The sequence below is a fragment of the Chitinophaga fulva genome, from assembly GCF_012927205.1.
In the GTDB taxonomy this organism is placed as follows: domain Bacteria; phylum Bacteroidota; class Bacteroidia; order Chitinophagales; family Chitinophagaceae; genus Chitinophaga; species Chitinophaga fulva.
In genome coordinates this window covers 838,258-860,585 of the sequence record NZ_JABBGC010000001.1, presented here as the reverse complement: position 1 = coordinate 860,585, position 22,328 = coordinate 838,258, and the positions used below count along the sequence as shown (strand labels likewise).

Below are 22,328 nucleotides of genomic sequence, written 5' to 3'. Positions count from 1 at the left end.
CATGTTTAAAGACATTTTTGAGCAATATCAATGGGACGAAGTAAAGGCAGGCATCTACGCTAAAACAGCCGCAGATGTGGAACAAGCCCTGCACAACCAACGCCGTACCCTCGATGATTTTGCCGCCCTCATTTCACCTGCGGCAGCACCTTACCTGCAGCCAATGGCAGAAATGAGCCATCAGCGCACCTTACAGCGTTTTGGCAATACCATGCAGTTATACATCCCCATGTATCTCTCCAATGAATGCCAGAATATCTGCACCTACTGCGGGTTTAGCCTGGACAACAAAATCCGCCGTAAAACCCTTAGTGCGGCCGAGATGCTACAGGAAACTGCCGTCATCAAAGAAATGGGATATGACCATGTACTGCTCGTAACCGGCGAAGCTCACCAGATCGTAGGCCTGGACTACTTCAAAAAAGCGCTGCAACTGCTACGTCCGCATTTTTCGCATATCTCCATGGAAGTGCAACCGATGGACGAGGCAGATTACGCCACGCTGATACCGCTGGGGCTACATGCCGTGCTGGTATATCAGGAAACCTACCATCAGGAGGATTACAAAAAACATCATCCCAAAGGACGCAAATCATCGTTCCAATACCGGCTGGAAACGCCCGACAGGCTGGGCCGCGCCGGCATTCATAAAATGGGGCTGGGCGTGTTGATAGGCCTTGAAGACTGGCGTACCGACAGTTTTTTTACCGCTCTTCATCTTCAGTATCTCGAAAAAAAATACTGGCAAACGCGGTACAGTATCTCCTTTCCACGCCTGCGGCCCTTCTCCGGCGGGCTGGAGCCCAAAGTGGAAATGAATGACCGGGAGCTGGTACAACTCATCTGTGCTTACCGTCTCTTTAATCAGGAAGTGGAGCTTAGTATTTCCACACGGGAGCGGGAATCTTTCAGAGATCATATTATCCGCCTTGGTATTACCAGTATGAGCGCCGGATCACGCACCAATCCAGGAGGTTATGCCGCTGACCTGCAATCGCTGGAGCAGTTTGAAATATCCGACGAACGAAGCGCTGCCGCTATCGCCACGATGTTGAAAAAAAGCGGCTATGAGCCGGTATGGAAAGATTGGGACCAGGTATTGGGCTAACATAAAAGAAGGTGGCACTAACGGCCACCTTTGTTGTTTTTCATAGCTGGTTAAAAGCAATATTAATACAAGGGGTAATAACTTCTCTCAATCCCTTTAAAGATAAGATGAGCGCAGATATAAAAATGCCGTGCACTAAAAATGAACAAAATGAACAGATTTTACGAATGGTGAACAAAATCGCGGGTTTCTGACCGGTTAACCGTATCGTTCTTCCTAAAACACCGTTCAGTTACGGGCATAAAAAAAGGCTGCTTCTTTGGAGAAGCAGCCTTGTACCGAAAAATCCCGTAGTTGCCATATTACTTATAAAAATAAGTATGATTGGAATACCGCTATCCAAAAGTAAAACGCTATTCCTGAACAACCGTATTTAGCTTCAGTTTGAACAAAATGAACAGTAGTCATTTTGCTGCACAAAAAACCCACCCCTAGAGCAGGTTCAATACACACTCTTCTGTACATCTCTATAGGTCTTAATAATATCGTGATCGTTCTTCAATGCTTTCTGTTGATTGGCTATCAGTTCCCTGATACGGTAGGGCATGGGCATATCAGACCGGAGGACAGTGTTATAGGCACGTTGGGCCGCATCTTCCCCATATTCACAAAAAGACAAAATAGCATGCCGGTCATGCCCGGTAAAAGCTGTCTTTATCTCCATCCACTTACGGTATAGCTTTCCGGCAGCTGTAGTGCCCAGATGCCTTTGCTCTCCCAGCGCCACTAACTCATCATACAGCTGGGAAGCATAGCAGCGGCTGTCAGCGATCATACGCTGGAACAGCGATTTCAAATCTACATCATCCGTGGCATCCATTGACTGCTGGTATCCTTCCATTCTGTCGTTATTGATCCTGATAAGGTCGCTGATTACATCCACAAGCATTTCTTCTTGTTGCATAATCCGGTAAATTTTTAGGATTAAAGAATAGTATCTATTGACAGTGATCCAAAAATGCGACCATTTTGCACCGCCTTTATTACCAGATACTTCAGCGATCCGGTTTTCCTTCACCCGTCCTTTTTTTTCTCCGGATGGTGGAAGCGATTCCACACCTTTACAGGACCTGTTCTTCTCGCTATATATTGTATATAAAGGCTTTATCAGCGTTGGCACATATTTTTTAGCGAAATAGGTGAACTAAATCCTTAAAACATGAATAACCTGTTATATCTAATCGCCGTAATACTTATCATTGGCTGGGCCGTGGGGTTCTTTGTGTACTCTGCCGGCGCACTGATCCACGCCTTACTGGTACTCGCCATCATCGCCATTTTAATTAACATCATCAGAGGAAGAGCAGTATAAATAATGAATTAGGAGTTGCGCATTCGTAACTCCTAATTTGTAATTGTCTTAAATTGCCGTCATGAAAGTATCCCGGTTTTTGCTGGCCATTGTTGCAGTGGCTTTGGGCGTTAGCTGCGCCAGCACCCGTCCCGCAACCCATTCCGCCACCACCGCCTTCGGCAAGCTCCGGCTCATCGGAGAGCAGACCATACCGCATAATATGCCTTTCATGGGCACCGTTACAGGAGGGCTCTCTGGCATAGACTATGACGCTTCACGGCAGCAGTACTATATGATCTGTGATGACCGTTCCGAACTGGCGCCAGCCCGCTTTTATACAGCCAAACTTTATTTTTCCGGCCAGTCGTTTGACAGCGTCCGCTTTACCGGGATGACCACACTGTTACAACAGAACGGGAACCCTTACCCCGGCGCAAAAGTCAATCCGTCCCTTACACCTGATCCTGAAGCATTGCGTTACAATGCCCAAAAGGGTTGCCTTGTATGGAGCAGCGAAGGTGAGCGGATTGTGAACACCAAAGACACCATCCTCACGAATCCGGGTGTGTATGAAATATCCACCGACGGTCGTTATCTCGATTCTTTTGCCCTGCCATCGCAGCTCCGCATGCAGGCCACTGAAAATGGCCCAAGACGCAACGGCGCCTTTGAAGGCCTGGGCTTCACACCAGACTACCGCCACACGTTCGTCAGCCTGGAAGAGCCTCGCTATGAAGACGGTCCCCGTGCAGACGTAGGAGACACCACCGCCCTTACACGATTGATCAAATATGACAACAAAACCCTTCAGCCAGTGGCACAATATGCCTATCGGTTAGAACCGGTGGCTTATCCGGCAATTCCCGCCAATGCATTTAAAGTAAATGGCATCTCTGATATCCTGGTATTATCCGATCATCAGCTGCTATCCATTGAACGCTCCTTCTCATCAGGCGTAAAAGACTGTACCATCAAAGTGTTTCTGGTGGACCTTCACGGCGCCACAGACATCAGCCACGTCAACTCCCTGAAAACAGCCACCGGTGTGAAGACCGTTACTAAATCTTTACTTTTTGATTTTGCTTCCCTGGGGAAATATATCGATAACATTGAAGGGGTAACTTTCGGGCCCGTATTACCCAATGGCCATAAAAGCCTGGTGTTTGTAGCAGATAACAACTTCTCTGTCGCAGAAGAAAGCCAGTTTTTTGTCTTTGAGTTGATTCCCTGACCTGCCAGGCATTAACTAAATGCCGGGCCTGGTTGTTATACGGAAAACCGTTCATCGTTATGAAATACCTCCTGTTATTATCTGCCATGGCCCTTTTTGCCTGTCAGCATTCCCGCCCCGGCCAGCAGGCCGGTCATGCCGACAGCACCGCCGTTTCCCCTGTCTGGATTACCTACACTGGCACATTGCCCTGTGCAGACTGCAGCGGCATCCAGACCACCCTCAGCCTCGAAGAGAACGGCCCGGACGGGGAACAAAGCTTCAAACTAAAGGAAACCTACCAGGGAGTGGCAGGGAAAGATCAGACTTTTAACAGTGAAGGCACTTATAAAGTGCTGCACGGCGATGCCGAAGACAAAGACGCCGAGATCATACAACTCAACCCCGATAAAGATCAGAACCTTCAGCGTTATTTCCGGAGGGCAGGGGATGTGCTCCGCCAACTGGACAAGGACAGACAGGCTGTCCCAAGCGCTATGACCTATAGCCTCAAACGCGTCAGTGAATAACTGATATATCAAAAAAGTCGCTTAAATTTAGCCCTGACCAGTGACTTTATCATTCCAAAATTTATGACGCGTATTTTAGGCTGCCTGATGGCTTTGCTGATGTTGCAGATGTATGTGTTTGGGAAATCTCCACAGGACAGCTTGCTGAAGGAGTTAAACCGCAGCATTGAAAATGCACCTGCGTACGACGCCCTGAAAATGAAAGGCATCGATAGTATCAAACGTACCCTTGCCAATGCCGGCGCCGATCCGGGTGCCCGTTACCAAATATACCAACTATTATATGAGCAGTACAAGGTTTTCAATTTTGACTCCGCCTTCGTATATGCCCGGCTGATGGAAAAGCTGGCCGGGGAAATGCAGGACCCGCTGCGCCTCACTTATGCCCGTACCAGAATTGGCTTTATCCTGTTGTCTTCCGGCATGTTCACAGAAACATCCGCCTTCCTCAGCAGTCTCGATGTAACCGGCATGCCCGACAGCATCCGTAGCCAGTATTATCTGATGAAAAGCCGGTTCTACTACGATCTGGCCGATTATAACCAGGACCGGTACTACTCGCCCTCCTATATTCACCAGGGCAGTATATATATGGACTCCGCCCTTCACCTGCTGCCTCCATCGTCTTTCGAGTACCAGTATAACAGAGGACTGCAATATTATAAGATGGGCAACCTTACCGCTGCCCGTAACAGCTACCCCGACCTGAACCAGCCGGGACTCAACTACCGGCAACTGGCCGTTGCCGCCTGTACGCTGGGATATATATACCTGCATGCCCATCAGACAGATACCGCCATTGAGCTGATGTACCGGTCTGCCATCGCGGATATTAAATCTTCCACCAAGGAAACCATGGCCATGTATACCCTGGCCACCCTGCTTTTTGAAAAAGGTGACATCAAAAATGCTTCTCACTTCATTGAAAAGGCCGTTGCAGAAGCAGTATTCTACGGTGCCAGACAACGCAAGGTGCAGGTTAGTAGTATTTTACCCATCATTGAACAGGAAAGGATCAATACAGCCGAAGAAAGAACCAAATCGCTGCTCATCTATGCATCCATTGTAACATTATTACTGATTGCAGTAGTAATACTCGTCATCACCGTCACGAGACAGGTGCGTAAACTGAAGGTCGCACAGGAAATCATCACCGCTGCACATCTCAAACAACAGGAAATCAATAATCAATTACTGGAAGCCAATAAGATAAAAGAAGAATATGTAGGCTATTGTTTCAATATCTATGCTTCCTATATCAGTAAGATCGAAAAATTAAAACAGACCCTTGAACAAAAATTAACAGAAAACAAACCGAGTGAGGTAAAATATCTTGTAAATAGTATCAACATCCGGCAGGAGCGGGAAGACCTTTTCACCACTTTCGACCGGGTATTCCTGAAGATATTCCCTCATTTCGTGGAAGAATTTAATAACCTGTTTGAACCCGTCAACCAGGTAGTCCTTCGGGAGAATGAATTATTAAATACCGATATCCGGATTTTTGCCCTCATTCGTATAGGCATCAGTGATAATGAAAAAATTGCGCGGATTCTGGAATATTCTGTCAACACGATTTATGCCTATAAAACCAAAATCAAAAAACGCTCTTTAGTGCCAAACGAAGAATTTGAAAACCGGATTATGGCCATTAAAGCCCTCTGAAAAAGGGGTTAAAACAGGTTAACACCATCAATATATGTAAAAAATATATTTGTTTGTATTTTATTGTTTATCAAAAAGATACGATCACAACCTGCTCAAAATAGCCTTTTATTTTCTATATTTACCCTGTATAAGTTGTTCACCTGAACATTGCTTTCTTACTTTGACAAAAAGGAAGCGTAAACCAAGATTCTGAAATAAAAAAGCCAATAAACAGAGGCGTCACTGCCACCCACGTAAACCAGTTAATTGATAAATCCACGTTGTTCCGCATGTCGAGCCAGCTCCACATTCAGCAACCAATTTGAATCTAAGTTTTTAAATCCACGGTAAACAGAACAGTTCATTCACTGCTCAAAAATCCACATTATGATGAAAACACGACTTTTCAGGCATCTTTTCCTGTGCACATGCTTCATGTTGTTACAGGGTCTGCTCATGGCCCAGAACAGGACCGTGACAGGTAAAGTTACAGATGACAAAGGCTCCCCTATTCCAGGTGCTTCCGTGCAAATCAAAGGCACTAAAACCGGGACCACCACTGATCCTGATGGCAACTTTAAAGTATCTGTTGGTCCCAGCGCCAACACACTGATCATTTCCTTTATCGGACAAACCGCACAGGAAGTCAGCATTGCCAACAAAACGCATGTAGATGTAAAACTGGTTGCCGAAAACACCACCCTGACCGACGTAGTGGTAGTAGGGTACGGCACCACCCGTAAAAAAGATATTACCGGCGCCATCTCCCAGGTGAAAGCCGCGGACTTTAACCGTGGTATCACCAGCGCCCCCGATCAACTGATCCAAGGCAAGGTATCTGGTCTGATGGTACTGAATAACAGCGGCGCTCCCGGCGCTTCCACCACCGTACGTATCAGGGGCGTATCATCCGTAAGGTCCGGCAACCAGCCCCTGTATGTAATAGACGGAGTGCCCCTCGACGGACGTGTATCCCGGCCCGCCATCAATGTAAGCGGTCTTGGCCAGACGCCGGATGCCAACCCGCTCAACTTCATCAACTCCAGTGACATCGCCTCCATGGACGTGCTGAAAGACGCTTCCGCTACAGCCATCTACGGTTCCCGCGGTGCTAACGGCGTGATCATCATCACTACCAAAAAAGGCACACCCGGCCCCACCCGTCTCGATGTCGGTTATTCCGTAGGCGCCAGCAATATTATGAAACAGCTGGATGTACTTGATGCCGACGAATACCGCGCTGCCCTCAAAACCTATAACTTGTCAGGTGGCGATTATGGTAGCAGCTCCAATGGTATGAAATCCATCCTCCGTACCGGCATCACCCATAATATCAACGTGGCCATGAGCGGCGGCAATGAAACCAGCCGTTACCGCGCCTCCTTCGGCGTACAGGACCAGGAAGGAATCGTTAAAAAGTCCGGCCTGAAAAAATATACAGCTACCCTCAACGGTCAGAACAAATTCCTCGACAGTAAAAAACTGGGCATCGATTATAATATTATGGCTGCCCAAACGACAGAGCAGTTGGCCCCCATCACCAACGACGCCGGGTTCACCGGTAGCCTCATCAGCATGGCCCTGCAGTGGAACCCGACCATGCCTATCCGGAATACGGACGGCTCATTTTATCTCCTCGGTGAAGGTAGCCCCGTGAATCCGGCAGCCATGTCAGAAGCATATGATGACAAAGTAAACATCAGCTACGTGCTCGCCAGTATTTCTCCCTACTATAAATTCAATGACAACTGGGAATACCGTGCCCTGTACAGCATCAACCATCAGGTAGGCAAAAGGGAAACACAGGTAGCTTCTTTCATCAATATTCCCGGTGTTATGAAACAGGGACAGGCCTATTATGGCAATGCCGAGCTGACCACCCAATTACTGACCAATACCCTGAGCTTCAACAAACAGATTACCTCTGCCTTCAACTTAAATGCGGTAGTAGGCCATGAATACCAGAAGTTCGACTATTCCGGTATGGGCCTTGGTGCCACCGGGTTTCCTACCTATGCTGTAAAATATACCGACATTCTTCAGGCTCCCACCCAAGCCAATACGAATATCAGCTCCTTCCGGAATCCCAGCTCTGAGCTACAGTCCTTCTTTGGAAGAGCGACCTTCAATCTCTATGATAAATATATCCTCACTGGTACCTTGAGGGCTGACGGCTCCAGTAAATTTGGTTCCAACAACAAATACGGCTACTTCCCGTCCTTTGCTGCCAAATGGAATATCACCGGAGAAGATTTCCTGAAAGGCAATAAAACCATTAACAACCTCGCACTGAGAGTTGGTTATGGCGCTACCGGCAACCAGGAGTTTCCCGCTGGCGCAGCACAGGAACAATACGGTCTGGGTGCTTCCGGCTCCGCTGCCCTCACCAACGTGGCCAACCCAAATCTGAAGTGGGAAAGCTCCAAACAGTTCAACGCCGGTGTGGACTTCAGTCTTGTTGACAACCGCATCTATGGTAGCGTGGACTACTTCTATAAAAACACCAGCAACCTGTTATTCAGCTTCCCTGCCATCCAGCCCGCACCTGCATCTACTTATTGGATCAATCTGCCTGGTAACGTGATCAACAACGGGGTGGAAGTATCCCTCAAAGGAGACATCGTCCGGAAGAAAAATCTGATCTGGACATTGGGCGTAAACGGCACTTTCCTGCATAACGAACTGAAAAATTATGACGGCCCTCCGGTACTCACCGGCGCCATCAGCGGCCAGGGCGTTTCCGGCGCCACCTCACAACGGCTGGCCAACGGCTATCCGCTGAATACCTTCTACCTCCGCAAGTTTGAAGGTTTCGACGATAAAGGTCAGGCGGTATATGCCGATAATGGCAATACCCTGTATTACCTCACCAATCCCAACCCGAAAATGCTGCTTGGCATCAATACCGAAGTGGTATTCAAAAAATGGGTACTGGCAGCCAGCGGCCACGGCGCCTTCGGTCATGAAGTATACAATAATACCGCTAATACTGTACTGCCTATCGGCAACCTTGGTTCCCGCAATATCGCCAGGTCAATATTGGGCAACAAAGAAGCGCTCTCCAATCCTATCACCGTGTCTTCCCGCTATCTCGAAAAAGGCAACTTCTTCAAGTTGGATAATGTGACACTCACCTATAACATTGGCAACGTAGGCCGTGTCCTGAAAAATGCAGCTGTATATGCTACCGGCCAAAACCTCTTCGTGATCACCAAATACAGCGGCTTTGATCCTGAAGTGAATACCGACAAAAACGTGAATGGGGTGACTTCCTTTGGCATAGAATACGGTCCGTATCCAACTGCCAGAACGGTCATGCTCGGCATCCTGTTTTCCTTGTAAACCATTCACCTAAAAACTGCTAACATGACTAAACATATTTTCCGATCCGCTATCGTAATCGTTTCTATCGCAGGCTTTCAGGCCTGCGGGCTCAATGAGCAGCTCGGCTCCACTATTAACCGGAAAGATGCCGACTCCGTGATCAAAGTACCCGCCTTGTTAAAAGGCGCCTATGACAATATGCAGCTGCCATATCAGGAATTCGATAACAGCTGGGGGCTTTCCCAGATGACAACAGACGAAACCGTAGGACCGACCCGCGGCGGCGACTGGGACGATAATGGCGTATGGCGCTCCCTTCACGAACATACCTGGAATGCAGACCATGCACATATACAACGAGCATTTACCAACTTGCTGACCCTCCAGTTCAGCGCCAGCAACGTGCTCAATTTCAAACCCAGCAAGAACCAGGCTGCACAGGCCCGCTTTCTTCGCGCCCTCTCCATGTTCACCGTACTGGACCTCTGGGGCCAGGTACCCTTCAGGAATCCTTCAGACACCCTCCTGAACGCCCCCAAAGTGATGAAAACACAGGAAGCGCTGGACTATATCATCTCTGAGTTGAACGCCATCATTCCGGACCTGGGTGTACGCCCGGCAACAGCCGCCTATGTGGCCAATCAGGATGCCGCCCGTGCCTTGCTGATGAAGTGCTACCTCAACAAAGGCGCATTCCTCAACAGGGCCGCACCTACCTTCGATGCAGCCGATATGCAGCAGGTAATCACCCTCGCCGATCAGATCAAGGCTACCGGCACCTACAGACTGGCCTCCGACTACTTCGATAACTTCGCCCGTGACAACGATCTGAAATCCACAGAAAACATCTTCACGCAGCAAAACGGGCCCGGTTACAGCACCGTACGCAATGGCAACGGCACCTTCGCCCGCTGGAAATTCACCGTTCACTACAACATGACACCCAGCGGCTGGAATGGCTTCACTACACTCTCTGATTTTTATGATAAGTTTGAAGCGACAGACAGAAGAAGAGGCGGCGCCTACACCGGTCTTACCGATACCAGCGGCATGCTCGTTGGCTTCCTCATCGGTCAGCAATACGATGTAAACCATAACCCGCTGAAAGACCGTAAAGGCAATCCGCTGGCATTCACCCGCGATGTGCAGCTCAAGGAATCCGGCACCAATCTGGAAGTAACCGGTATCCGCGTCATTAAATACGTACCGGACTTCTTTACCTCCCAGAACTCCAAGGACAACAACGAAGCCAGCAACGACTACGTTTTCTTCCGTTATGCAGATGTGCTGCTCATGAAAGCCGAAGCACTGCTCCGTACCGGAAATACAGCCGGCGCACTGGCACTGGTGAATGAACTACGGCTTGCCCGTGGGGCTACAGCGCTGGGCGCACTGGACCTGAATTCCCTGCTGGACGAAAGAGGACGTGAACTTTACTGGGAAGGCTGGAGAAGACAAGACCTGATCCGCTTTGGTAAATTCCTGCAGCCATGGCAACTGAAACCTGCTGATAACCCAAGGAATCTGCTGTTCCCCATTCCTACCAGTGATCTTGCTGTTAACAAAAACCTGACACAAAACCCGGGTTACTAAACCATATTTTCCATTGCCGGGAACGGTGCCCTGAAAAGCACTGTTCCCGGTGAATCCTCCGGCTCTTTTTACCTGTTACCCGCTGCTGCGCCTGGTTTCACCAGGCGTCCGGGGGAGGCTTTTTTCATCAAATCATCCGTCTCATGAACAAAATCTTTTCTCTGCTGCTACTACTGCTGATACGGCTTCCGCTCACCGCCCAGACACAAGTGGTGCCGGCAGGTAATGTCAACAGCGTCAGCATTTCCGGTCAACAGGTAAAAATTAAAACGACCAATGCCTTCGCGGAGGTCACCGTTTACAGTCCGTCCATTATCCGGGTGAGGATGGACAAACACCCGCTGTCTGCCGATTTCTCCTATGCTGTTGTGGCAAAACCATTGCCCGTAAAAGCACAAATCACCCAAAACAGCAGTGAAATCAATATCGTCACCGATTCCCTAAAAATGCGGATTCAGAAAGCCCCTTTTGCTGTCAGTTTTTTCAGCCCTTCGGGCGATGTGATCAGCGAAGATGAGGCCGGCCTCGGTACTTCCTGGATCGGCGATGAAGTAACGACCTACAAAAAGATGCAGGAAAACGAACGGTTTATCGGGCTGGGTGAAAAAACCGGCAACCTCGATCGTAAAGGAGAAGGCTATACGAACTGGAACTCCGATGTGTTTGGCTACGCTACTAACCGGGACCCTATCTATGCCACTATTCCTTTTTACATCGGTATTCACCACCAGCAGAACTACGGCATCTTCTTCGACAACAGTTACCAGAGCGATTTTAACTTCGGCGCCAGCAACAACCGCTTCTCTTCCTTCGGCGCCAGGGGAGGAGAGATGAATTATTATTTCATCTATCACCCGCAGATGGCAGATATCATCCGGTCTTATACCAGCCTGACCGGCCGTATGCCTATGCCTCCGCTGTGGAGCCTCGGATATCAACAGAACCGCTACAGCTACTACCCTGATACCGAGGTATACCGGGTTGCGCAAACCTTACGTGAAAAGAAAATCCCGGCAGATGGCATCACCCTTGATATCCACTATATGGATGCCTATAAACTGTTCACCTGGAATAAAGACCGTTTCCCGGACCCTGCGCAGCTGACCGGCCGTCTGAAAGACATGGGTTTTCGTGTAACCGTTATCGTGGATCCCGGCATTAAAGTGGAAGAAGGTTATCACGCTTACGAAAGCGGCAAAAAGGAAAACATTTTCATCAAATACAGCGACGGACAAAACTATACCGGGCAGGTATGGCCCGGCTGGTGCCATTTCCCGGATTTCACCAGTGAAAAAGGCCGTAGCTGGTGGAAAGGCCAGGTAAAATCGTATATCCGTGACGGTGTCAGCGGCATCTGGAACGATATGAACGAAATTGCCACCTGGGGACAGAAAATGCCCAACAACGTCATCTTTGATTATGAAGGGCATCCCACTACCCATTTACAGGCACATAATATCTACGGTCTGCAAATGGTACGCGCCAGCTATGAAGGTACCCGTGAGGCATTGCAAAAGCGGCCATTCCTGCTCACACGTGCAGCCTACTCCGGCAGTCAGCGCTACAGCGCCGTCTGGACCGGCGACAACCGTGCAGAAGAAGACCATATGCTGCTGGGCGTACGGCTGCTGAACAGTCTCGGTGTCAGCGGCTTTCCTTTCACCGGCATGGACGTGGGCGGTTTTACCGGCAATCCTTCCGTTAGTCTTTATACCCGCTGGATGCAGATCGGCGCCTTTATTCCCTACTTCAGGAACCATACCGGTGTAAACACCAAATCCGCAGAACCATGGGCTTTCGGCGAAGAAGCATTGGAGATCACCCGCAATTATGTCAACCTGCGCTACCACCTGCTGCCTTATCTCTACAGTACGCTATACACCGCCAGTCGTACAGGCATGCCCGTAATGCGCACCCTGGCACTTCAAAACACCTTCGATCCGCAGGTATATGATACGCGCTTCCAGAACCAGTACCAGTTTGGCGACGCCTATATGATCGCTCCTTTTGAGAGCACTAAGGATTTTGGTAGTATTTATTTCCCTAAAGGACAATGGTACAACCTCTATACAGATGCCGTCATTACAGGCGGACAGGATATTATCACATCCCTCAACATCAAAACCTTACCGGTATATGTAAAAGAAAGCAGCATTGTGCCCATGCAATCACTGGTGCAATCTACCCGCGAGAAACCTGCCGACACGCTTTTCCTTCATCTATATAAAGGCAGTCAGCCTAATACATTCGTGTACTACGAAGATGACGGCGAAAGCTTCTCCTACGAGAAAGGTGATTTCTATGAAAGGACAATCACCTATGATCCGGCGCAGCAAACACTAACGCTGCAAAAGCCGCAGGGTAGCTATGGCAGCCAGTTCCATCACATTAAGCTGATCCTGCATGGATTTAGCAGCAAACAGCGTATAACCGTTAACGGTAGCGCTGCTACTGTAAGCTCCAGTCCTTTTTCTTTTTTATCGCCCATATCCCGGTTTGATCCGCAGGGATCATTTATACCGGCCGAAAGCTGTCCGGTACAAGTGGCCACCTTTGCCAACAGTAACGAGCTTCTTAACGTGGGTTTATGAGAAAAGAACGGCCCCCCTGGATTTTCCGGGGGGCCTTTTTTATGTTTTAATGCAAAAGGCGCAAAGCAGCCACGATGGACTGCCTTGCGCCTTTCTGTATTTTTCTGTGCTCTCTTTACAACTTCACTACTTTGCTGCGCCAGATTTTTCTGCTTTGCTGGCCGGTCACCCGGATAATCCAGGTACCATTCGGCACTTTAGACATATCTACGCGTAAAGGAATATTGCCCTTTGCATTAGCGGTATGTATCTGTTGCAGTACAGGAGCGCTTCCCTTCAGGTCCAGCACTTCCACGATCAGTTTTTCGCCGGCGGGTGCATCTACCAGTATCTGCACATCGCCACCTGTTACCGGGTTCGGATAAGCGGTCAGTTGTTCCGGCTGAGAAGCAGCCATTGCGGCGCCTGTGCAGTCACGAACATACTTCCAGGGCTTACCATCGCCGGTGCTGATATCCGGCCGTTCGTTCTGCGTCCACCATTTTGCAGAGTATACTTTACCGTTATACACCACCTGTGCACCGCCATTATAAGCTGTAGCAGCGGACCATGCCGGAATACCATTGCAATTGTTGCTGCCGCCATTTACAGTGATGTTTACCACTGCAGAAGTAGTGGTGGCGCCTCCGTTGTCTGTTGCTTTGGCAGTCAGGCTGTAAGTGCCGGCTGCTACGTTGCTCCAGGTCCAGGTATAAGGCGCTACGCTGTCTATGCCCAGCAGGGTGCTTCCCTGGTAGAAGGCTACACGGGTAATCACACCATCGCTGTCGGAGGCTGCTGCCTGTATGTTCACATTGGCCGGAGCAGTGAAGGTGGCGTTATTGGTAGGGGAAGTAATGCTCACTACCGGCGGTTTGTTGCCCGCTGATGTTGCGCTGATGTTCACCACAGCAGAAGTGGTGGTGGCACCTTTGTCGTCGGTTGCTTTAGCCGTAAGGCTGTAACTGCCGGCTGCCACATTGTTCCAGGTCCAGGTGTAAGGCGCCACACTGTCTACGCCCAGCAGGGTGCTTCCCTGGTAGAAAGCTACGCGGACTACTACGCCATCGCTGTCGGAAGCTGCCGCCTGAATATTCACGGTAGCCGGAGCGGCGTAGGTAGTGTTGTTGGCTGGGGAAGTAATGCTCACCACCGGTGGTTTGTTGATCGGTGCAGAGCCGAAGAAATAATCATAATAGTTATTGGCAAATTCATCGCCATTGGTTTTGTCCCAGTTGACGGACCATGTCATGATACCACGCAGACCAGGATATCCTGCCGCATTCCGCAGCTGATAAGTACCTCCGAAGGATTGTCCTTTCATCAGGTAATCCAGTGCTTTTTTCACGTTGGCAGGCGCAATATAACCACCGCCGGCTGCGCTGGGCGTTGCCGGAATACCGAAGGCCACCTGGTCCTGGCGTAAAGCAGGGAAGGTTTGTGTAGTGCCCGATACAGGGAATCCTTTCAGTAACATTTCAGACATCGATACGATGAAATCAGCAGTACCCTGATTGTATACGCCGTTGTCGAGGCCCATTACGGAACCGGTATTATAATATTGCGTCTGGATGAAAGTGAGTTCGTTACGCAGTCCGTAGATAATAGGTAGATATGCACCTACCAATGGTGAATAGGTAGCGCCGTAGGCTGTTTGTACATAGTAGGTTTCAGGCGCCATGGTGAGCCAGCAGTTTTTACCCTGGCCTTTCCGGTAAGCGATGATCTCTTTCACGCCAGCTATCAGGTTCTGTACTTTAGGTGTGGTAGGATTGGTGAAATCCTTATCCCCATTGTCCAGTTGCAGGTTGGTACCGCCTTCTATGTCCAGGTCAAACCCGTCGAAGTTGTACTGGTCCAGCAGTGCTTTCATCGAAGTGACGAAGGCTTGTTTTTTCGCGGCGGTGGACAGGTTCAGGGAACCGTTTTCTCCACCCAGCGACAGCAATACTTTTTTACCTTGTGATTGCAGGTACTGCACATCGGACAGGAACTGCGCCGGTGTTACGTTTTCCGGCACAAAGGAAATAGTAGCCAGATCGGTTCCGCTGACAGCAAAGGCAATTTCTATCACATTGTATTTCGGGTTGACATTACGGAGAGGGATATACGGAGAAGCGTCAGTAGGAGATCCCCAGTTTTGCCAGTAACCTACAATGACCTTACCGGAGTCGCCTGGCTGGCCGGGTCCGGAGGTATTTACCACCAGGCTTACCGATGACGAGGTGGTAGAAGCGCCCTTATTGTCTGTAGCGATGGCTTTTATGGTGTAATTGCCGGCCGGTACATTGTTCCAGGCATAGCTATACGGAGCAGCGCTGTCAGTAGCCAACAGGGTAGTACCATTGTAGAAATCCACTTTAATCACTTGTCCATCAGTATCACTGGCCGCAGCCTGTATGGTGATACTGGCCGGCGCTGTAAAGGTCGCGTTGTTAGCCGGTGATGTGATGCTGACAGTAGGAGGCACGTTGGTACCGCTGCCGCCGGTGGCAAATACTTCATTGATTTTGTTCACCAGCGGAGACCTGGTATTGGGGCAATAGATGAGTTTTCCTTTAGGCACAGTGCTGCTGGTCATATTGGTCATATCACCGTATACCTGCCAGATGATCACACCTGCCAGGCCATTGTCTTTGATATACTGTGCTTTAGCTGCAACGGAACGTTCGTTGTCATAGCTGAGGAAAAAGTTGCCTTTTGTTTTATAAGGCACTTTGGCCACATCGTCCCAGTTGTCGGTCCAGCCTGATCCGGAGCCGGTGGTATTGACGATATAGCTGTAGTTGGGCGTGCCGTCCCATACATCTTTTGTCCAGTTGGTGTAGTCTGCGCAGGTCTGGATAGGACCATCAGGCTGCACGGTTTCAGCGCGTTTCACGGTAGCCGCGCCCAGCGCAGCGGTACCGCTGGTGATCACACCGCGGCCATAGAAAGGCGCACCGAGATTCACTTTGTTCATGTTAACACCGAGAGCCCGCAGCCCTTTAGTGGTGGCGTCGAGAGAGAATCCGGTATATTCCTGGCCGGGATACTCATACAGGGGGGAATTGTGTCCTGCTTTGTTGGACCATCCGCCGTTGTAATCGTACGTCATCATGTTAAAATAGTTCATGACGTTGTTTAACCGGGGCCAGTCGAAGCCGGGGAGTTTGGCGAGAGCAGGGGAGAAGCATCCGGTGATCAGCTTATTGGGGCCGATGGCTGCTCTCACAGCTTCCAGCAGTACCGCGAAGTTGGTATAGTCGGCGGTACTGTAGTGTTCAATGTTCATACCGGCATCGTTGGGATATTCCCAGTCGAAGTCGATACCGTCAAAGCCCATGCTGATCAACTCCTGGCAGGCAGCCACGAATTTGGCTCTTTTAGTAGCGTCAGCAGCTACTTCAGGATAGTGTTTGCACATGCTCCATCCGCCTACGGATGCCAGCACTTTTACGCCTTTCTGGTGAGCCAGCGCGATCACACCGGGAGCGCCGCCCTGTTTGGGCACAGACAGCGGGAAACTGCCGGTCTTACCGGTGTTAACGTTGGTCCATCCGCTGCCGCCATTGCGGTAACCGAGTGAGTAGGCGTAGCTGTTGTCAGGGATGTAATACAGGATATCCAGCTCACCATACAGCAGGTACATGTCCCAGCTGCTGTAAATGTCTTCATTTACCAGTGGAGCAGGGTCTTGTACAGCGCCGACCTGGTAAATGTTTTTGTTGCGGTAGTCTCCACTGTGCAGGGAGCCATCTTTCGCCACACCAAAGAACGAGAAGTTCAGGATGGTGTACTGCGAATAGTCCACATTCAAGTGATTGTAACCGCCCGCCGGAACGGTACCTGCCACATTTTTCCAGGCGTCCCACTGGGTGATGTAGCCGATCACCTGTTTGTTGTGTTGTTGTGTGGTAGCGGGAACAGTCGGGCTCACCTGGGCATAGCTCCCCGGCGATAGTGACAGTAACAGCCAACAGACGAATGCAAGACAGCGGAGCGCTGCTCCTCCATTGGTAGATTTTGGTGTCATAATGATTGTTTGTTAAGATAATGGTTAATAAAAACTAGTGCTCAACTCAAAGGGAATTACATGTGCGTTCGGGTTATTGCTAGGCTATTGTATGAAAGGTTTTCAGATCTATAATAAAGTGACAAGGGTTTCACGCGAAAAACAGCTCGATGGGGGAGTCGGCGCAATTTTAAAAAAGTACCATGTGACAACAAATATTTTTTTCATGCCCACTGCAGCATACTTGCTGCCGTAAGGATTATGGCCAGTACATCGTCAGGAATCCTTTATTGTGTGTATGATAAATATAGGAGCACGCAAATACCTTGCGTATTGATAGATTAACTTGCTATCAGCATCATGTGATCGTTGTTTTCGGAGTGCCGTTTTTTCTTTCCCTCACGCACAACAAAAAACAAAATGACTTCAGATCCTAACTTACTCAGAGACGTTTATTCCGTTTTTAATATCTTCTGTGGAAGGTTCCGCCAGATGGTATGCACCGCCTGTAACTGGAGCGAACCAACGTTTTACCGCAAAATGAGGTGCCATTATCCCGCAGCGGGGAAAAAAGGCCGAAAATCTTTTCTCAGCAAAGCAGAGGAAGAAGCCATCCTAAAGGAGGCACATATAGCTTCTGAACACCTCGTGAAGTTATTGCAACAACACTTTAACTCACCGGAAAAATGTCCGCTATGGCTGGATGAACCGGAAGAAAGGGAAGTTGTTTATTTTTTGAGTGAGGTAACCATCCCTGTGGAAGAAATTCCTTTTTGATTATTTCGCTGGCAAGGTCTGCCTTAGGGAATCATCTGTCACCGGCATATTCCTGCCGGGCAAACATGTGCCTGCCCGCCTCGCTGTACAAGGATTCAAAACAGGACAGTACAATTGTTTACCTTTGCAAAGACAGGCCACTAACCGCAACTATGGAAGCTATCGTACAAAATATTTACCAGTCGCCTATTGGCAATGTGCACAACTTTCTGTGCCAGTGCCAGCAGTGTAAGCTATCTGCCTGGGAACATCAGGATACATTTTCTATTGCTTTCATCCGTCAGGGGAATTTTATTTTCAAAGTGTTCCGGAATGACCTGGATGCTTTTAACGGCTTGTTCCTCGTATGCAAGCCCGGATACGAGCACCGGGTAGGACATGTCCATGAAATGCCGGACCAATGCACCATCTTCTCCTTCCCGGCGGTCAATATCGATCAACTGGAAGAACAGGGCCGGGAACTGTCCTGGTTCCTGAAAAACCCCGACCTCCACGCGGTACTGATAAAAGCTACGCCTGAAATGGAATACCTCCATCATCGTATTTTCAGCTTGCTGCAAAAGCCGCATTTTCCCCGCCTGTGGATAGAGCAAATGATGCTTGAACTATTTTCGTTGGTGCTTTCCCGTGGTCAGCAAAAAGTCATTCCTCCGCTGACAGACAAACAAAAAAGAAATCATCTGCCCGTAATATCTTCCGTAAAAACATTTATCAGTGAAAATCTTTCGGAAGATATTTCCCTCCCTCAGCTAGCCACTGTCGGACACCTCAGCCCCTTTCATTTTAACCGGCTGTTCAAACAGATGACAGGCATCACCCCTTACAACTACCTGCTACAGGTAAGATTAAAAGAAGCCCACCTTCAACTCCGCCATAGCAGCCAACCGGTAACACACATCGCCTTCGATACCGGCTTCAACAGCCTCGAACATTTCTCCGCTGCCTATAAAAAACAATTTGGATTGGCACCTTCCCAGACACGGCGGTAAAAACAGCAATTTTCCTTAAATCCGGCCTGGTAACGTGGGATAGCTTTGTGTTATCAAACAACTTGTTATGTTTATGAAAGCACAATTATTAAGTACGCTGGAGAATGCCCGGCAATACACCATGAACGTGGCCTCAGCCATGCCGGCAGATAACTATGCCTTTAAACCGGATACCGCCACCTGGAGTTTTAATGACCTACTGCATCATATTGGCTACGGGATCACCTGGTGTAATGACAACTACATCCTGCAACAACCAGCCGACTGGAACCCGCCGACTGTCACCAAAGATGCAGCAACCACACAGGAATATCTGTCTAAGAGCTTCGATATCCTGCAAAAAAGTATAGAGAACGTTGATACTGATGAAAAAGTCATTCACGGTTTCTATGCCACGCTGGACCATATCACCCATCATCGCGGCCAGGCTACTACTTATCTGCGCTGCCAGGGTATTACACCACCGGAATACACTTATTAAACTTCGATTTATATGGCAGTCTATTATATTAACAGCTACGACATCATTGACATGGAGCTTTTCAGCCAGTACCCACCGGCTGTTATAGCTCTTCTGGAAAAATACGGTGCCTCCGTTGTGGCTTCCGACCTCGAAGGTGTGGCGGTGGAAGGCAGTCCCCGCATGATGAACGCCATTATCCGGTTTCCATCGCAGGAGGCGGCGCTCCAATGTTACCAGGACCCGGCTTATCAACCCCTGAAAGCCATCAGGTTAAAAGCCGTGCGTAACTGCACGATGGTATTGGTGAAAGAATTCACCCCCTAACGCATGCGGGGCGCTCTTTGAAAAGAGCGCCCCGCATTTTGTGTATTTCATGAACATGGTCACCGTTTGGCGGCATCCCGGATACCTTTAAACAAAGCCTTAAAAGTATCCGCATTGGCTTTGGCCCCAGAGGTAAACTCTCCTTTACCATAATAAGCATTGATAAAATCTTTGCTATTGATCCACATCGTTTCAAAAACACCTTTCATGCGATCAGCCACCGGCAAAGCGAAATCCGCACGGGTACCGTCTTTACGACCTGCCAGTACCTGGTCCAGCTGCGCCAGCGCTACGTCTGTTTTAGCACAGGCGCTCGCCAGCACATTAAAGCCCTTCAATGCAAAATAAGCAGGGGTAGGAGGTGCGCTTTCATATTTCCAGTCACAGATCACAATATCCTTTGGGATGTAGTCAATAGCGCGGTGCGTATCGTTCATACTTGCCTGCCAGGCCAGCAGGTTGGTTGTTTTACCATCTATCAGGCGATCACTCCACATCCACATTTCACAGCCTTTTTGTTTTAGATGAGCATGCAACAAGTTGATGTATTCGGCTAATATTGCTGACTTGTCGCGGCCGCCGCAGCGGGGGCATTTATCATAACCAATGATCCATGCTTCATCGAGCCCTACGTGCAGTGCGTCTGCACCACATACATCAACCAATTCATCCATCATGGGGAACAGTACCTTAGGCAGATCGGGATGTGCAGGACAAAGGCATTTGCTGTAAAAATCGAACATGCCACCGTTTTTCCAGGGCACCGGCGGATTGTAATCCGGCGACTCATCGAATTGCGGATATTGTTTCAACAGCTTCCCTATCTCCGACTGCTCGCTCTGATGGGCCAGCAGGTTCATCATGGGAATAAAGCGGATCTTTGCATCGCGGCAGGCCTGTACGATCTGCAACAGCCCTTCTTTGCTGATGGCATTGGGTTCCACCACCTCCGGATGCGATGCATACTGGTACCAAAATTCAATCCGCAGGGCGAGGGTATTAACGCCTTCTTTGGGCAACGCCTTTCTGACAAAGTCACAAAACAGCGGGATATCCTGTTTGGCAGGCACACTCATCATCAATCCTCTTACCGGCAACTCATTCCATTTAAAGGAGTGATAGTCCTGCGCTTCAAGTGGCAGAGCGATGATAACAGCTCCCCATAATAATATCCATTTAAAAAATCCTTTTCCCATCATTATTCTGCGATTACTTTTCTGATACGATTATTTTTCCTGTCTACTACGTACACGGTACCGTCTTTACCGACTGTTACGCCGGTGGGTGCGTTAAACAACGCAGCGGCGCCGGTACCATCTGCAAAGCCGGCGGTGCTGCCACCGGTGTAGGTGCTTACCTGCCAGGTGCCGGCAGCAATGAAGCGGATACATTGATTGGTATTAACAGATGATCCATCCCAGGTACCGTTACCAGCTACATAGAGGTTATCCTTTGCATCTGTGGCTATCATCCAGGGATATTCAAATTTGGCGTCATTGGGGGCCCCGTTTACCAGGCCTGTTGCCCCGGCCTGACCGATCGTAACGCCTTTTTCCCAGGTACCGTATTTATATTCCTGGATAACGGAGTTGCCGTTCACCACCACGAAAAGGTTGCCCTTACTGTCTACCGCCACATCAGAAGGATAGGATAGCCCTGTGATGATCTGATCTGCGCTGCCATCCGGTTTTACTTTATAAACGCTGCCATTGCCCCGGGCATCAGTATAATACAGGGTACCATCTCTTTTATCGATGCCGATGCCCCAGGCTTCAAACCAGCCTACGAGGGAAGTGGTACCATCAGGGGTGATCTTGCGGATAGTCCATGCGGACGGGTCGGAGGTGAAAATGTTGCCGTCTTTATCCACTACCACGTCCATCGGCAGGAAAAACGAAGCTGCTGTGCCTTTGCCTTCTGCATATTCATTTTTGCCGCTACCAGCCAGCGTGGTAACAGTACCATCGGGCGCCACTTTGCGGATACGGCGGTTCTCCGCTTCCGCCACATAGAGGTTGCCATCGGCATCAATATCCAGGCCGCAGCGGTTACCGAAATTAAAGGCGGCAGCAAGCCCTTTCCCATCTGCATACCCGGCGGAGCCATTGCCGGCGAGGGTACTCACCGCATAAGATGTCTGATAGTTGAAGTCTTCTTTGCTGGCGGCCGCCTGTCCGTTGATGGTAACAGCTATTTTACCGCTGCCGGCCTTACGCGGAACCACGATCAGGATACGATCTTCCACCACTCCTTCTACATAAGCTTTTACGCCATTAACAGTAACGGATATACGACTGGTGTCCGGGCTGAAGTTACTGCCATAGATCAGTACTTCTGTACCAGCCCCGCCGGTAGCCGGGGTGAATTTATCAATAACAATGGGAGACGAGGCATCGTGCTCAAACCCTTTGTCTTTTTTGCAGCTGCTGAATGCCAGTATGCTCAACAGCAACAGGAGATAATATCGAATGTGTTTCATGTTGTCTTGGATTTTGGGATGAAGCC

16 protein-coding genes are annotated in these 22,328 nt (G+C 49.3%); 12 read left to right on the top strand and 4 right to left on the bottom strand.

The window, feature by feature from the left end; genetic code table 11:
- Position 1: 1 nt before the first annotated feature.
- Positions 2-1,108 (top strand): 2-iminoacetate synthase ThiH, encoded by a 1,107-nt coding sequence (thiH, locus tag HHL17_RS03705; protein WP_169223435.1) that lies wholly within the window; start codon positions 2-4, stop codon positions 1,106-1,108.
- A gap of 442 nt (positions 1,109-1,550) precedes the next feature.
- On the opposite strand, the gene HHL17_RS03700 is transcribed toward thiH, so the two are convergent.
- A complete protein-coding gene (locus HHL17_RS03700; RefSeq protein WP_169223434.1) occupies positions 1,551-2,012 on the bottom strand; it encodes a ferritin-like domain-containing protein in 462 nt (153 codons plus the stop codon).
- Positions 2,013-2,267: 255 nt separating this feature from the next.
- On the opposite strand from HHL17_RS03700, the gene HHL17_RS03695 reads away from it, so the two are divergent.
- The 7 genes from HHL17_RS03695 (at position 2,268) to HHL17_RS03665 (ending at position 13,297) form a co-directional block, all read left to right on the top strand.
- Complete coding sequence (locus HHL17_RS03695) at positions 2,268-2,420, top strand: lmo0937 family membrane protein (protein ID WP_169223433.1); 153 nt, start codon at positions 2,268-2,270, stop codon at positions 2,418-2,420.
- 61 nt (positions 2,421-2,481) lie between these two features.
- Complete coding sequence (locus HHL17_RS03690; RefSeq protein WP_169223432.1) at positions 2,482-3,633, top strand: esterase-like activity of phytase family protein; 1,152 nt, start codon at positions 2,482-2,484, stop codon at positions 3,631-3,633.
- Positions 3,634-3,692: 59 nt separating this feature from the next.
- Entirely contained in the window at positions 3,693-4,142 is a 450-nt protein-coding gene (locus HHL17_RS03685) for a copper resistance protein NlpE (RefSeq protein ID WP_169223431.1), read from the top strand.
- 63 nt (positions 4,143-4,205) lie between these two features.
- Positions 4,206-5,807, top strand: coding sequence for a DUF6377 domain-containing protein (locus HHL17_RS03680; RefSeq protein ID WP_169223430.1), 1,602 nt, complete (start codon positions 4,206-4,208; stop codon positions 5,805-5,807).
- Positions 5,808-6,176: 369 nt separating this feature from the next.
- Entirely contained in the window at positions 6,177-9,131 is a 2,955-nt protein-coding gene (locus HHL17_RS03675) for a SusC/RagA family TonB-linked outer membrane protein (RefSeq protein WP_240975079.1), read from the top strand.
- Between the two features lie 24 nt (positions 9,132-9,155).
- The gene (locus HHL17_RS03670; RefSeq protein ID WP_169223429.1) at positions 9,156-10,706 is read left to right on the top strand and encodes a RagB/SusD family nutrient uptake outer membrane protein; all 1,551 of its coding nucleotides are present in this window, start codon (positions 9,156-9,158) and stop codon (positions 10,704-10,706) included.
- A gap of 143 nt (positions 10,707-10,849) precedes the next feature.
- On the top strand, positions 10,850-13,297 hold the full coding sequence (locus tag HHL17_RS03665) for a glycoside hydrolase family 31 protein (RefSeq protein ID WP_169223428.1): 2,448 nt from the start codon (positions 10,850-10,852) through the stop codon (positions 13,295-13,297).
- 115 nt (positions 13,298-13,412) lie between these two features.
- Here HHL17_RS03665 and HHL17_RS03660 read toward each other — a convergent pair whose 3' ends face one another.
- Positions 13,413-17,291: a glycosyl hydrolase family 18 protein gene (locus HHL17_RS03660; RefSeq protein ID WP_169223427.1), complete on the bottom strand. Its 3,879-nt coding sequence runs from the start codon at positions 17,289-17,291 to the stop codon at positions 13,413-13,415.
- Positions 17,292-17,690: 399 nt separating this feature from the next.
- On the opposite strand from HHL17_RS03660, the gene HHL17_RS03655 reads away from it, so the two are divergent.
- The 4 genes from HHL17_RS03655 to HHL17_RS03640 all read left to right on the top strand — a co-directional run bounded on the left by HHL17_RS03655 (position 17,691) and on the right by HHL17_RS03640 (position 19,823).
- Positions 17,691-18,047, top strand: coding sequence for a hypothetical protein (locus tag HHL17_RS03655; protein WP_169223426.1), 357 nt, complete (start codon positions 17,691-17,693; stop codon positions 18,045-18,047).
- 152 nt (positions 18,048-18,199) lie between these two features.
- Positions 18,200-19,036, top strand: coding sequence for an AraC family transcriptional regulator (locus HHL17_RS03650; protein ID WP_169223425.1), 837 nt, complete (start codon positions 18,200-18,202; stop codon positions 19,034-19,036).
- 73 nt (positions 19,037-19,109) lie between these two features.
- Complete coding sequence (locus HHL17_RS03645; RefSeq protein ID WP_169223424.1) at positions 19,110-19,517, top strand: DinB family protein; 408 nt, start codon at positions 19,110-19,112, stop codon at positions 19,515-19,517.
- A gap of 12 nt (positions 19,518-19,529) precedes the next feature.
- Positions 19,530-19,823, top strand: a complete 294-nt coding sequence (locus HHL17_RS03640; protein ID WP_169223423.1) for a DUF1330 domain-containing protein — start codon at positions 19,530-19,532, stop codon at positions 19,821-19,823.
- A 59-nt stretch (positions 19,824-19,882) separates the two neighbouring features.
- Here the strand turns inward: HHL17_RS03640 and HHL17_RS03635 are convergent, their stop codons facing one another.
- Both HHL17_RS03635 and HHL17_RS03630 read right to left on the bottom strand, forming a co-directional pair.
- Positions 19,883-21,022: a family 20 glycosylhydrolase gene (locus HHL17_RS03635; RefSeq protein ID WP_169223422.1), complete on the bottom strand. Its 1,140-nt coding sequence runs from the start codon at positions 21,020-21,022 to the stop codon at positions 19,883-19,885.
- Positions 21,022-22,302 (bottom strand): NHL domain-containing protein, encoded by a 1,281-nt coding sequence (locus HHL17_RS03630; protein WP_169225898.1) that lies wholly within the window; start codon positions 22,300-22,302, stop codon positions 21,022-21,024. The genes HHL17_RS03635 and HHL17_RS03630 overlap by 1 nt, the downstream gene beginning before the upstream one ends.
- Positions 22,303-22,328: the final 26 nt, after the last annotated feature.